This window comes from Natronorubrum bangense, from assembly GCF_004799645.1.
GTDB classification, from domain to species: Archaea; Halobacteriota; Halobacteria; order Halobacteriales; family Natrialbaceae; genus Natronorubrum; species Natronorubrum bangense.
The window spans coordinates 2501286-2514601 of the sequence record NZ_CP031305.1 but is presented as its reverse complement, the minus strand read 5'-3'; the positions used below and the strand labels follow the sequence as shown (position 1 = coordinate 2514601).

Sequence of the window (13316 nt, the reverse complement as noted above, 5' to 3'; positions counted from 1 at the left end):
CGTCCTAAAGGGATTCTGTAACTGGAGTGAAAGTGAACGAACGACAGACTCGAGTGTGAAACGGGGGGCAGCTGCCTCGGACAGAACGCGCGTTACTCCTGGATGTCGAGACTGTACAGTCGTTTACGAGCGTCGGAAAAGGAAAATCGAGAGTCGATGACGTTTTCCTCGTCGAGGCGGTTCAGTGCGTATCGAACGGTTCGAGACGGCAGGAGCGTCTCGTCGGCGATCTGCTGTTGGGTCATCGTGTCGTTGTACTCGAGGACCTTTGCGACGAGTTTCGCACTCGGTGGTAGCTCTCTGACGTCATCCCACGTTCCCCTCGGTTCGGCCTCGTGTCCCAACGACTCTGAAGCACTCATCACCTCACCGTTTCGAATACAGAGTGATAATATTTTCTGTTTCGATAAATGCACATTGGTTATATTTTGTGAGTAAGTGCACCCCTACCCGAAGCCTCTTATGAAGCAACACCCAAGAGACGGGTGATGAGCGACACTGTGGACGACGTCGACCTCCCATACGACGAGGACGAGGCGTCCCAACAGGAGAAGATCCAGGCGCTCGAGGAACGGCTGGAGATCCTCGAGGCGCAAAACGAGGAGATGAGAGACAAGCTCCTCGATGCCAACGCCGAGAATAACAAGTACCAGCAGAAACTCGAGCGACTCACACACGAGAACAAGAAACTCAAGCAGTCCCCGCTGTTCGTCGCCACCGTCCAGGAAATCACGGACGAAGGCGTCATTATCAAACAGCACGGCAACAACCAGGAGGCGCTGACGGAGGTCACCGACGAACTCCGTGAAGAGATCGACCCAGACGCCCGGGTCGCCGTCAACAACTCGCTGTCTATCGTCAAGAGCCTCTCGAGCGAGACTGACGTGCGTGCCCGCGTGATGGAAGTCACCGAGAGTCCCGATGTCAGCTACGAGGATATCGGTGGGCTCGAAGAGCAGATGCAAGAAGTCCGCGAGACCGTCGAGATGCCTCTCGAGAAGCCCGAGATGTTCGACGATGTCGGGATCGACCCACCGAGCGGCGTCTTGCTCTACGGGCCGCCGGGAACCGGGAAGACGATGCTCGCCAAGGCAGTCGCCAACCAGACCGACGCCACCTTCATCAAGATGGCCGGCTCGGAACTGGTCCACAAATTTATTGGCGAGGGTGCAAAGCTCGTCCGCGACCTGTTCAAGGTCGCCCGCGAGCACGAACCCGCCGTGATCTTCATCGACGAGATCGACGCCATCGCTGCCAAGCGAACGGAGTCCAAAACGTCGGGCGATGCCGAGGTCCAGCGGACGATGATGCAGCTTTTAAGCGAGATGGACGGCTTCGAGGAACGCGGTGAGATCCGCATTATCGCCGCGACGAACCGCTTCGATATGCTCGATCGCGCGATCCTCCGTCCTGGCCGCTTCGACCGCCTCATCGAGGTGCCAAAGCCCAACCAGGAAGGCCGCGAAATCATCTTCGAGATCCATACCCGTGGGATGAACGTCGCCGACGACGTTGAGTTCGCGGAACTGGCTGAAGAAGCCGAAGAGGCCTCCGGTGCCGACGTCAAGGCCGTCTGTACGGAAGCCGGGATGTTCGCCATCCGCGACGAGCGAACCGAGATCCGTATGGAAGACTTCCGTAACGCCTGGGAGAAGGTCCAGGCTGACTCGGATGAAACCGAAGACGTCTCGAAAACCTTCGCCTGAACCGGCCGTTTTTCTCTGTTCTCTCACCGTCAAGAGCGAGCGACAGCTCGATCCGACGGTACGACTCGAGAACAACAGAGCGCTACGACCCGTTTTGTGGCGCTATAGCGCCGCGAAGACCAGCCACGGAATAACAAACAGTGCCACCGTCAGTACGGCAAGAATCAACAAATATCCGACCACTGTTCCGCCCGCAGTGATCCACGACGAATGCTTGAACTCACTGAGATCGACTGTCATACGTGTATTCTCCGGTGAAACGAGTATAAACGTACCGGAACCATAGACGACGACACTGACCTTCCTCTCTATCGCCACGTCTCGAGCGAAACAGCCGCTCGCTCCGGCATCGAGAGCCACACATCATCTCGCGTAATATCGGCGATAACGAGGTGTGATCGACCATCGATCTCGTCGACTGCCGCGACGACAGTGCCGTCGTTGTCCGGCTGACTGCCCACCGACTCGGCCTCGAGTGTCATATCTACAAATACTGCTGGTGCATGTATGAACGTTTTGGTATACCTCACAAAAGTGATTGAAAAACCCAGTATTTTAGAGAGTATGAGTGAGAAACTGAAGTAGCGTGAGCGATTAGTGGACAGACGAAACTTGCTGGCTCCAGGGCCAACGAGCGTGCGCTGGTCGGATCGATTCGGGTCACTAGCCCTCACAGAACGCGTTCCGGACCGTTTTTACCGGGTGACTGGCTATGGCCAGTCAATGACGAAGATCGTCGTGGTGGACAACCACGGTCAGTTCACCCACTTAGAGCGCCGCGCGCTTCGCGACCTCGGCGTCGAAACGGAGTTGCTCGACAACGAGACACCCCCCGAGGACGTCGACGCTGATGGCGTCGTCCTCTCGGGTGGCCCGGATATGGACCGAATTGGGAAATCCGCAGACTACCTCGAGGCAGACATGCCAGTCCTCGGAATCTGTCTGGGAATGCAACTGATCGCTGAAGAACTGGGCGGCCGTGTCGGCAGCGGGGAGTACGGCGGCTACGCCGATGTCAACGTCGACATTCTCGACGAGGATGACCCACTGACGGGATCGCTCTACCCCGAAACCCGCGTCTGGGCAAGCCATGCTGACGAGGTCAAAGAACTGCCTGACGGCTTCGAGCTCACGGCCAAAAGCGACGTCTGTGGTGTCGAAGCAATGAGCGATACCGACCGTGATCTCTACGGCGTCCAGTGGCATCCGGAGGTTGCCCACACGGAAGAGGGCGACGAGATCTTCGAGAACTTCCTCGAGATCTGCGAACAGTAGCGACTCACTCGCTACCGATTTTTTGTTTTCAGTGGATTGTCCACCAGCGTAGCCACAGCTGCAATCATCACCAACGTGTATTCTCAGCAAAATGTGGTAACATCGGTGTAAGCTAGTATCGCTCATGTCGCCAAGTGTATATGTAGGTTTCAAGGCGAATCAGATAACGTAATGAAACCAGTTTCACGTCCCGTTCCAACCACGGTCGTCTCGTCTCCACTCACTGCCACGTGCTTCGGCGAGGTGGACTGAGATGACCACGAGCGTCCTCGTTACCGGTGCGACCGGCAATCAGGGCGGATCGGTCGTCGAACACCTCCTCGAGGCTGACACCGACTTCGACGTCTCCGGGCTGACCCGTGACGCCTCGGGCGACCGCGCACAGGAACTGGCCGACAAGGGTGTGACAGTGGTCGAAGGAGACCTGAACGACAAATCGTCCCTGGAACCTCACGTCGCCGACGTCGACGCCGTCTTCGCCGTCACCAACTTCTGGACCCAAGGCTACGAGACGCAGGTCCAGCAGGGAAAGAACATCGCCGACGTCGCAAGCGAGGCGAGCGTCGACCAGTTCGTCTTCAGCGGCGTCGGGAGCCACGAGAAAGACACCGGCGTCCCCCACTTCGATTCGGCCGACGAAATCGACCAGCACGCCCAAAACCTCGAGTTGCCGATGACCGTCCTCCAGCCTGTGTTCTTCTTCCAGAACCTCGAGGCGTTCGCTGAGGATATCGTCGAGGACGGTCAGCTCGCGCTGCCACTCGCGGAAGGCGTTGCCCTCCAGATGATCGACGTTGACGACGTCGGCCACGCGGCTACGGTCGCGTTCGAAAACCCCGACGCGTTCGTTGGCGAGCACGTCGAACTCGCCGGCGACGAGTTGACCCTTGCCGAGACTGCCGAGACGCTCTCGAACGTCACCGGTGTCGATGTCGAGCCGGTCTATGTCCCGATCGAGGACGCCTACGACAGCTTCGGCGAGGAGTTCACCGTGATGTGCGAGTGGTTCAACGAGGTCGGCTACAGCGCCGATATCGACGCGCTCGAGGCGCAGCTCGGTTTCGAGTTTACGGACCTCGAGACGTATCTCCGCGAACACGGCTGGGAGGACAAAGACGGCATGGCGTCCGTTCCCGGCTGGGTCAAAGCGATGCAGTGACTGACAGCGCGTAGCCACCGCCGATCACGACTGTTTTCTACGCGATCATTCGGCCCGAGCGGCGCGTATCGATTTGCCCGAGTCAGTCAGTGTCGGCGACCGCCAGTCTATTTATCATCGGTTCGAATGTGGTATCTGATGACAATCGATACCGTCGGCCGGTTCGAACGCGCCCTCGAGTCTCTCGAGGTCGGCGTCGAACGAGTGCCGGCAGTCGATGCGACTGAGCGAATCGCGGCCGTCCTCGAGGCACCTGCTGTCGGTGTCCCCCTCCCGTTTGACGGCGCCTCGCAACCGGAATCAGTGACGACGCGACCGACTGCCGGCGACCTCGAGGCAGCACGAACTGGCGTCACGCCTGCCACGTTCGGGATCGCCGAGTACGGCACTGTCGCCATCGAATCTCGAGCTGTGGGCGACGAGCCGATCAGCCTCTACCCCGACCACCACGTCGCGGTCGTCGCTGCGAGCGACGTCGTCCCGGATCTCGGAGCCGGGTTCGACCGCCTCGAGGACTGCTTCGCCGATCGAAAGAGCATCGTCTTCGCGACTGGCCGGAGCGCAACGGCGGACATGGGCGACCTCGTCCACGGGGTCCACGGTCCTGGGACAGTCAGCGTCATCGTTCTGGAGGATCGGTGAGCACGATGGCAGAGCGAACCCACCAGCCCGGCTCCCGAAGCGAGACGGCCGCGCGGATCCGACAGCTCCTCGAGACCGAAGGGGAGGCCGTCCACGCCCACTCGAGTGCGATGAGTGCACGCCAGGCACAGACCTACGCCGAGACGGACGATATCGAGACGCTGCGGGCCGATGCACGAGCGATCAAGGAAGAGGCGATCGACCGACTCCCCGAGTTGCTCGAGACGGTTCGGGAAGCAGTCGAAGCAAACGGCGGGACGGTCTACGTCGCCGACGACGCTGCGGACGCGAACGCCTACGTTTCGGATGTCGTTGCCGACCGATCGACTCCTGTGGACGGCGACCAGCCATCCGTCGTCAAATCGAAGTCGATGACTACCGAAGAGATCGACCTCAACGAGGCACTCGAGACCAACGGCACCGACGTCTACGAGACGGATCTCGGCGAGTGGGTGTTGCAGGTCGCAGACGACACACCCTCCCACATCGTCGGGCCGGCGATGCATATCAGCCAGCCGGAGATCGCCGAGTTGTTCACCGAGCGCTTCGACCCCGACGAGCCGTTCGAGACGGCCGAATCGCTCACGCGGTTCGCCCGCGACTATCTGGGCGAACGCATCCGCGAGGCCGACGTCGGGATCACGGGTGCGAACTTCGTCGTCGCCGAAACGGGAACGATGGCGCTCGTCACGAACGAGGGCAACGCCCGCAAGTGTGCCGTCACACCCGATACACACGTCGCCATCGCCGGCGTGGAGAAGCTGATTCCGTCGGTTCGGGACCTCGAGCCGTTCGTCGACCTGATCGCAAAAAGCGCGACAGGCCAGCCCATCTCCCAGTACGTGACGATGCTGACGCCGCCGACTGCGTCGCCGACACTGGATTTCGACGCCCCAGACCGGCCCCTCGCGGGCACGGACGCGGACGCGAATACATCGTCTGCAGGCACCGAGCCCGACCGCGAGTTCCACCTCGTGTTGCTCGACAACGGCCGCATGGACATGCGCGAGGACGATCTGCTCCGCGAGACGCTGTACTGTATTCGGTGTGGTGCCTGTTCGAACTCGTGTTCGAACTTCCAGGCCGTCGGCGGTCACGCCTTCGGCGGCGAGACGTATTCGGGCGGCATCGCCACTGGCTGGGAAGCCGGCGTCCACGGTCAGGAGAGCGCCGCTGAGTTCAACGACCTCTGTACGGGCTGTTCACAGTGTGTCAACGCCTGTCCGGTAAAAATCGATATCCCGTGGATGAACACCGTCGTCAGAGATCGCATCAATCGCGAGGGCAATGGCGAGTCGTACGACTTCCTCGTCGATGGTCTCACACCTGACGCCGAGACTGGTGGCCTCGACCTCGGCAAGCGGTTCTTCGGGAACATTGGCACCGTCGCGAAACTCGGCTCCGCGACGGCACCCGTCTCGAACTGGCTGGCCCAGACTGGCCCTGCTCGCAGAGTACTCGAGTCCACCCTCGGCATTGACCAGCGTCGCGACCTACCGAGCTTCCAGCGCGAGACGCTCGTCGACTGGTTCGAGGCTCGAGGTGGCGTGGCGACCTCGAGACGCCGCGCAGAACGCGCCACGTCCGAAGCCAGCGAGGCCGACGTCGACCGCGAGGCCGTCCTCTACCCCGACGTCTACACGAACTACGTCGACACCGGCCGCGGGAAAGCCGCGGTCAGGACACTCGAGGCACTCGGCGTCCCGGTCAGCGTTCCCGATCTCCCTGAAAGCGGCCGCGCGCCGCTGTCACAGGGGATGGTCGCCACGGCAGATCGACAGGCCAGTCGCCTCTACGGCGCCGTCGTCGAGGACCTCGATGCCGGCCGGGATCTCGTTGTCATCGAGCCGTCCGAGCTGGCGGCGTTCCACCGCGAGTACGAGCGCTTGCTGCCCGACCGCTCGTTCGAGCGCCTCCGGGACAACAGCTACGAGGTGTGTCACTACGTCTACGGCCTCCTCGAGCACGGAGCCGACGCGGACGCGCTTGCGACCGCTGATGGCGGGACCGACGAGCAAGCTATGTCGATCGCCTACCACTCCCACTGCCAGCAGCGGACGCTCGGCCTCGAGGCCCCGACGACGGCGCTGCTCGAGCGCTGTGGCTACGACCCACGGACCTCGAGTGTGGAGTGCTGTGGGATGGCCGGCTCGTTCGGATACAAACAGGAGTACTACGAGCTAAGTATGGACGTCGGCGACCGACTGGCCCAGGAGTTCGAGACGGCGGAAACCGTCGTCGCCTCCGGGACATCGTGTGGCGACCAGCTCGAGACGCTGCTCGAGCGCGACGTTCCGCATCCGATCGAGTTGCTGGCCCCGCCGCGCTGAGTTTACCTGCGGGCTCCAGTCGCCGTTGCAACTCACGGTACGGGTCCATCGCACGGCGGCGATGCGATCGGTGTGCCCATCGGTTTGGCTGTAACCGGCGACATCGCTCTCGGTGCAGTCGCTCTCGAGCTGTCTTTCAACGGCACCGCAGCGAGTCCGTTCGGCTCCACAAGCGGCGCGCTCTTGGTTCAGTGCTGTGCCGAAAACGGCATGTGTGGCCGTCGACCGACCACTCGCTTATTCGCCGAACAGTTCGTCGACCGCTTCCCGCGCCGCGAGTGCGGCGTCGTCGGCGACCTGTTCGGGATCGGCCGTCTCCTCGTCACCGGGTGCGTTGAGATAGACGTCGACCTCGAGGACGCCGTCCTCGAACGTCACGGTGACGTCGAGATCGCGTACGGCCGACTGTTTGTACTGCGAGAAGACGTAGCCTTCCGCAGCATCCGACGCCGTCTGGACGACGTCGTCGGCCGTCGGCTCGTCAGTCTGCATTTATGCGCCGCCAGCGCCTGGGCCGCCTGCCGGGCTTGGGCCGCCGCCCATGCCGCCGCCGAGGAGCTCTTCGAGCTCGCCCTGAAGGCTTTCGAACTGGTCCTGAACGCGCTCTTCCTGTTTCTCGAGGGTCTCGAGGCGGATCTCGAGGGAGTCGACCTTGTCCTCGAGGTCGTCTTCGGCCTCGTCGTACTCCGTCTCGACGAGCAGTTCGCCGACCTTACGGTACATTGGCGTCTCCTCGTCGATGGTCTCGAGCTCGTCAAGGGCGTTTTCGGCCTCGGTGAGGCTCGATTCAGCTTCCTGTTTCTGGACGGCGACCGTCTGAGCCGTCTCCTGAAGGTCCTGCAGCTGTTCGATTTTCTCCTGTGCTTCCGGCGGTAGATTACCTTGCATATCTCGACCGTCGCCCTCCGGACGGATAAAGCCAAGCTTTGTCGTCGATCAGCGCGCCCCAGCAAGCACAGTCCAACTGCGTATTCGGATGTTGGCGTCGCGGCCGTGATGTGGCGACTGATAGCACAGGCGATAGTAGCCACTGAACGCCACTGCACACCGCATCGCACGACGGCTGTGCGATGCGTGTGTCACTCGTTTCAGTTGTTACTATAACGACTGTCGCGACCGTCCTGTCCGGCGAGCGCAGAAAAACCACAATCCGGCACCCAGTGCCGGTCAGTGCGGTGCGACTGCGATTTGAGTTGGACACACAGCGTGACTCGAATCGACACTCTGCTTACGACGACTCGAGTGTGCGTTCGCCGATAGTAGCCGTCCGTTCGGCGACATCGACGAGCGAAAACCAGGTGTTTAGTGCTGCTCGCAGGGCGATTACGTCCGCGGCGGCGATCTCGATTCGGACGACCGACTGCTGGTGCTCGATGGTTGTCTGGGAGCGGTCGTCATCGATCTCGCCGATCTCGCGGCTGACGCTTTCGGCGACGAGTTGAGCACGAGACGGGGTCTCATACTCGAACTCGAGGGTCGCGTCGTGAGAAGACACGCGCGGTTACTGAACGCCGACTTCCTTGACGTCGCGACTGCGCTCTTTCAGGAGCACGCGGTGACCACAGTAGGGGCAGCGAACGCCGCCGTACTCGTCGATCTGGACGTCGCGCTTACAGCGAGAGCATTTGTAACTCATACTGAATCAGTATCCGTGGTCGTTATTCGTCTTCTGCCAGTGCGGCGCGGATCGAACGCTTGACAGTGCGGCCGGCAGGCGTCTCCGGGCGGTAGGCACCGCCGGTGAAGATTTCACCGGTCTCTTCGTTCTTCCAGATACCGGTGCCGACACGGGTGACGGAGTCGCCGTCAACCTCGGCGTTTTGCATGTCGTCTTCGATCTCACTGACGCGACGTCGGGCAACGCGACCGTAGCGTGCGCCAAAGCGGCCCGCGCTACCGACTATTCCTTTCTTGGCCATAGTAGGACTAGCTATCCCCAGCGGATTCTTAAACCTGTTGAGTCGCGGCGGGGCCGCCAGCGAACACGTCTCAGGTTTCGGCCGCTGCCGTTGCGACCGGTCCGGTAAGTAGCTCCCGAAAGACGAACACGAGGGCAGCGAGATAGCCGACGGGTGCAAGTGGGATCGCAAGAAGCCCCGTCGCGACGCCCGTCATCGCGATCGCTGATCGAACGACGAGTCCACTTACCGCAAGCAGCGGAATCGCAGCCAGGACGGCATCTGGTCGCTCGAGCATGGCTAATTATATCTCATTACGTCTGCCCAGATAAGGGACTGACAACCAGCAGACAGTGTCACTTCCATCGGATACTGACAGTATTCGCACCGTTTCACTCGATCAGTCGGAGTGCCACCGATCACGACTGCGGTCGCTCGAGGCAAGCGCAGTCGTCTGACGGTCCGTTCGCCTGTCGGTTTCGCGATCATCTCGTCGCAAAAAATAACGGTCAGGAGAACCCCCACAATGGGTTATATCGTTTGTCGTGGTAACTGATATCATGCGGCGACGCAGCTATCTCGCTGCCGGTGGCGGTCTGGCGGCGACGCTTACGGGGAGTGTGGAAGCGATCGAACGGGGGCTGATCAGACGGGGCCGTGCCGTCCAAGACGACGGCGCTACCGAGGTACGAATCCTCGAGACGAACGCGCCCGTCGAAGGTGGGTCGCTGCTCGAGGTAACGGTCGAAGTCGAAAACACCGGCACCACGCCGGTTCGAGTGGTCGTCGACGCGTTCTACGAGGATGAGCATCGGTCGACGATCGAGACGCCGGTCGATCCCGGGGAGAGCCGAACGCTCGACTACTTCAGTTTCCGGACGTCTCCGGTCGAGCAGGATGAGACGGTCACGGTCCGGTTCGAGGTCGATGGCGACGCGGCCGAGCAGACGGTCGACGTCCTTGCGGTCGACGAACTCGACGCGACACAGACGCGGCCGGACCGAGAGCTCACCGTTCAGCCAGGAACCACAGTACTCTTCGAGGTTGAATCGGATGCGCTGGGAGAGTACGGTGGTCAAACGCAGTGGTTTGTCGACGGAGCGTACGCCGGCTGGTCGATGGGACCCTGGCACAGCGCGTACTACGGCAATCAAGGGGCCGACTACTGGAAGACGACGTTCGACGATGCTGGCACCTACGAGGTCGCCGCCGCCGTCGGCGACGACGACCGCACTCGAGCGATGTGGACGGTCACCGTGGCGGAAACCGGAACCGCAGCGCCGACCATCGAGGGGCAACGGCCGGCCGACGACTCGATCGCGGTCGACCCCGACGACCCAATCGACCTCGAACTTGACGTCGCTCACCCTGACGGTGCACTCGAGCGGGTGGTCTGGTGGCTCGGGCACGCAGACGTCATTCTCGGCGAAACGGCGGTGAGCGGCAGCGAGGACACCGCGACGCTCACCCTCGAGAGCAGCTGTCACGGCTGTCCGATCATTGTCTGGGTGATCGACGAACATGGGTCCAACACGTCCGAGAGCCCGTGGGTGATCGACGACGTTGGCGAACCTGACGCGGAGCTGGCCGTGACGATCACCGAGACGAACGATCCCGTCGACGCCGGCGAAGTTCTCGAGGTCACGGCGACACTCGAGAACACGACCGGCTCCGAACTGACACAGGATGTCGAACTCATCGTCGGCCACGACCCCGAACTCGTCGACAGCCAGTCGGTGACTGTCGGCGCTGGCGAGACCGAAACGATCGATCTCGAGTTCGAAACGGCGGCCGTCAGACGAACCCAGTCGTTCCCTGTGCGGGTCGAAGCCGAAGACAGCACCGACGAGCGAACCGTCGAGGTGATCGGCACCGACGACGTCGGGCTGGACGTAACGATCACCGAGACGAATTCGCCGGTCCAGACAGGCGAGTTTCTCGAGGTGACTGCCGACGTCGAGAACACCCACGGCACAGGGCTAACCCGAGAGGTACAGCTGACTGTCGGCCACGATCCGACGGTGGTCGAGACGGTCGACGTCTCACTCGAGCCGGGCGACAGCGAGACGATCACGATGGGCTATGAGACCGCCGTCGTCGAGACCGCCCAGCGGTTTCCAGTTCGGATCGAAACCGAGGGTGATTCGGACGAGGTTCTGGTCTTCGTCTACGTCGACGAGCCGCCGCTTTCGGTGACGAGCCTCGAGACGAACGACCCGGTTGCGACCGGCGACGTCCTCGAGGTGACGGCGACACTCGAGAACACCGCCGAGTCGGAGACGACCCAGGAGATCGAACTGATCGTCGGTCACGACCCCGAACTCGTCGACAGCCAGTCGGTGACCGTTGCCGGCGGCGACACCGAGACAGTCGATCTCGAGTTCGAAACGGCACTTGTCCGGCGAACGCAGACGTTCCCTGTGCGGGTCGAAAGCGACGACGACGCAGCCGTCCGTGACGTCGAGGTGATCGGCACGGACGACGTCGAGGTGAGCATAACGATCACCGAGACGAACGATCCCGTTGACGCCGGTGACGTCCTCGAAGTGACCGCCGAGATCGAAAACGCGAGCGCGGTCGCCGTCACGCAGGATCTCGAGTTCGTCGTCGGCCACGATCCGACCGTTGTGGACACCGCCTCGGTGCAACTCGAGCCAGGCGACAGCGAGACGGTTACGATGTCGTTCGAGACGGCGCTCGTCGAGGACGACCAGGAGTTCCCGGTTCGCGTCGAGAGCCCCGTCGCCGCGGACGAACGCACGGTTCTCGTCTACGGCACCGATGACGAAGATGACGACGAACTCGAGATCGAGTTCGCCGACTGTACACAGGCCACCGTCTCCGGCGCGTTCGACGACGGCGACGATCTGACCGTCGAAACGCTGTTCATCGACTCGGCGGGTGTCGGGAACGCTCATCACGGGATCACGGTCGGCGACGAAATCGACGCCCCGTTTTCGGGAACGATCCGATTCGAGATCGGTGAGGGTGACGGAGTCGTCGACGAAACCAACGACGAAGTCGTCGTCGGACTCCCGGATGACGGCTTCGGGTCGACCATCGGAACGATCATCGTCAACTGGTTTGGCCCGGACGAAATCCGCGAGAGCAACCCGAACGACTGCGTCGACGAACGACGGCCCGAGCAGCCGACGATCGACCTCGAGGACGTCACGCCCGAGGAAGACGACAGCCTGGTGGTGACGTTCGGCTACGAGAACCCAAACGACCTCGACCTCTTCGGCGGCGCGTTCGTCGCCGGGACGACCCCGGACGAACCGCCCACGCTCGAGCCTGGGTCCCACACGTTCACCGTTGAGTGGACGCCCGAGACCGACGACGAGCGACTCGTCTGGGAAGTCGATCTCTCGTCGTATCTCTACGACGAAACGCTGCGGGCCGAAACGGAGCCCGCCGGGGACTATCTCGATCTGGAGCCGGAGTTTTCGGTCTCCATCCTCGAGGCGACCGACCCCGTGGTGGCCGGTGAGACGCTCGAGGTGACGGTCAACGTCGACAACGTCGGCGGTGCGGCGGGGTCTCAGCAACTCTCACTCGAGGTCGGTGCGCAGGTCGTGGACACCACGCAGGCCGACCTCGAGGGTGGGGAGAGTGACACCGTGACGCTGTCGTACCAGACCCAGCCCGAAGACGTCGGCGACCTCGAGGTGACGGTCCGCAGCGAGGACGACGAGGCGACGACACAGGTGACCGTCGAGGAACCCCTCGAGCCGGCGACGATCGAGATCTCGAGCGTCAGCGCACCCGACTCGGTCGAAGGTGGGGACACGCTCGAGGTTGCTGCCGACCTGACGAACGTCGGCGGCGAAGCTGGCGAGACGGTCGTGGTGCTGGATCTCGACCAGCAACAGAGTGTTGCCAGCCAGTCGGTGTCGCTCGACCCGGACGAAACAGGCTCGGTATCGCTGACATACCAGACGACCCCGGCGGATGTCGGCGACCGAACCGCGACCGTGCGAACCGACGACGACACAGCATCGGTTCAGATCACCGTGACCGAACCCGAAGTGGATACCGAACCGCCTGAGGACCCACCCGAGGAGCAACCAGAAGAGCCAGGGCCGCCTGAAGACACGCCAGGAGAGCAACCAGAAGAGCCAGGACCGCCTGAAGACACGCCCGAAGAGCCACCTGAAGAACCTGGGCCACCTGAGGACACGCCTGGGGAACCACCGGCTGATCCCCCAGCAGAGCCGCCCACAGAACCACCTGCCGAACCAGCCGACGAACCACCAGACCAAGGTCCCGACGAAGCTCCCGACGACGAGTCGCCGTAACCGACGAC

General features: G+C 62.2%; 15 protein-coding genes. 6 read left to right on the top strand and 9 right to left on the bottom strand.

The genetic code is table 11. The annotated features are described in order from the left end of the window. Positions 1-92: 92 nt before the first annotated feature. Positions 93-362, bottom strand: coding sequence for a MarR family transcriptional regulator (locus DV706_RS12560; RefSeq protein WP_006064451.1), 270 nt, complete (start codon positions 360-362; stop codon positions 93-95). 126 nt (positions 363-488) lie between these two features. Between DV706_RS12560 and pan1 the strand changes: the two genes are divergently transcribed. Further along, entirely contained in the window at positions 489-1706 is a 1218-nt protein-coding gene (pan1, locus tag DV706_RS12555; RefSeq protein WP_006064450.1) for a proteasome-activating nucleotidase Pan1, read from the top strand. A gap of 102 nt (positions 1707-1808) precedes the next feature. On the opposite strand, the gene DV706_RS21785 is transcribed toward pan1, so the two are convergent. After that, positions 1809-1946, bottom strand: coding sequence for a hypothetical protein (locus DV706_RS21785; protein ID WP_169331107.1), 138 nt, complete (start codon positions 1944-1946; stop codon positions 1809-1811). Positions 1947-2014: 68 nt separating this feature from the next. Then, a complete protein-coding gene (locus DV706_RS21780) occupies positions 2015-2188 on the bottom strand; it encodes a DUF7556 family protein (RefSeq protein ID WP_006064448.1) in 174 nt (57 codons plus the stop codon). 241 nt (positions 2189-2429) lie between these two features. On the opposite strand from DV706_RS21780, the gene DV706_RS12550 reads away from it, so the two are divergent. The 4 genes from DV706_RS12550 (at position 2430) to DV706_RS12535 (ending at position 7112) form a co-directional block, all read left to right on the top strand. Continuing rightward, a complete protein-coding gene (locus DV706_RS12550) occupies positions 2430-2981 on the top strand; it encodes a GMP synthase subunit A (protein WP_006064447.1) in 552 nt (183 codons plus the stop codon). A 253-nt stretch (positions 2982-3234) separates the two neighbouring features. After that, complete coding sequence (locus DV706_RS12545) at positions 3235-4140, top strand: NmrA/HSCARG family protein (protein ID WP_006064446.1); 906 nt, start codon at positions 3235-3237, stop codon at positions 4138-4140. 138 nt (positions 4141-4278) lie between these two features. Continuing rightward, on the top strand, positions 4279-4782 hold the full coding sequence (locus DV706_RS12540) for an LUD domain-containing protein (RefSeq protein ID WP_049889603.1): 504 nt from the start codon (positions 4279-4281) through the stop codon (positions 4780-4782). Positions 4783-4787: 5 nt separating this feature from the next. Continuing rightward, the gene (locus DV706_RS12535; RefSeq protein WP_006064444.1) at positions 4788-7112 is read left to right on the top strand and encodes an LUD domain-containing protein; all 2325 of its coding nucleotides are present in this window, start codon (positions 4788-4790) and stop codon (positions 7110-7112) included. A gap of 237 nt (positions 7113-7349) precedes the next feature. Here the strand turns inward: DV706_RS12535 and DV706_RS12530 are convergent, their stop codons facing one another. From DV706_RS12530 to DV706_RS12505, 6 genes are all read right to left on the bottom strand, one after another. Next, positions 7350-7604 (bottom strand): DUF3194 domain-containing protein, encoded by a 255-nt coding sequence (locus tag DV706_RS12530; protein WP_006064443.1) that lies wholly within the window; start codon positions 7602-7604, stop codon positions 7350-7352. Beyond that, positions 7605-8000, bottom strand: coding sequence for a prefoldin subunit beta (locus tag DV706_RS12525; protein ID WP_006064442.1), 396 nt, complete (start codon positions 7998-8000; stop codon positions 7605-7607). 340 nt (positions 8001-8340) lie between these two features. Beyond that, positions 8341-8607, bottom strand: a complete 267-nt coding sequence (locus DV706_RS12520) for a KEOPS complex subunit Pcc1 (protein ID WP_006064441.1) — start codon at positions 8605-8607, stop codon at positions 8341-8343. A gap of 6 nt (positions 8608-8613) precedes the next feature. Beyond that, on the bottom strand, positions 8614-8748 hold the full coding sequence (locus DV706_RS12515; RefSeq protein ID WP_006064440.1) for a DNA-directed RNA polymerase subunit P: 135 nt from the start codon (positions 8746-8748) through the stop codon (positions 8614-8616). Between the two features lie 22 nt (positions 8749-8770). After that, entirely contained in the window at positions 8771-9031 is a 261-nt protein-coding gene (locus DV706_RS12510; RefSeq protein WP_006064439.1) for an eL43 family ribosomal protein, read from the bottom strand. A gap of 70 nt (positions 9032-9101) precedes the next feature. Further along, positions 9102-9308 carry a hypothetical protein gene (locus tag DV706_RS12505; RefSeq protein ID WP_006064438.1) on the bottom strand — a complete coding sequence of 69 codons (207 nt, stop codon included), beginning with the start codon at positions 9306-9308 and terminating at the stop codon, positions 9102-9104. Between the two features lie 262 nt (positions 9309-9570). Between DV706_RS12505 and DV706_RS12500 the strand changes: the two genes are divergently transcribed. Then, positions 9571-13308 (top strand): CARDB domain-containing protein, encoded by a 3738-nt coding sequence (locus tag DV706_RS12500; protein ID WP_006064437.1) that lies wholly within the window; start codon positions 9571-9573, stop codon positions 13306-13308. Positions 13309-13316: the final 8 nt, after the last annotated feature.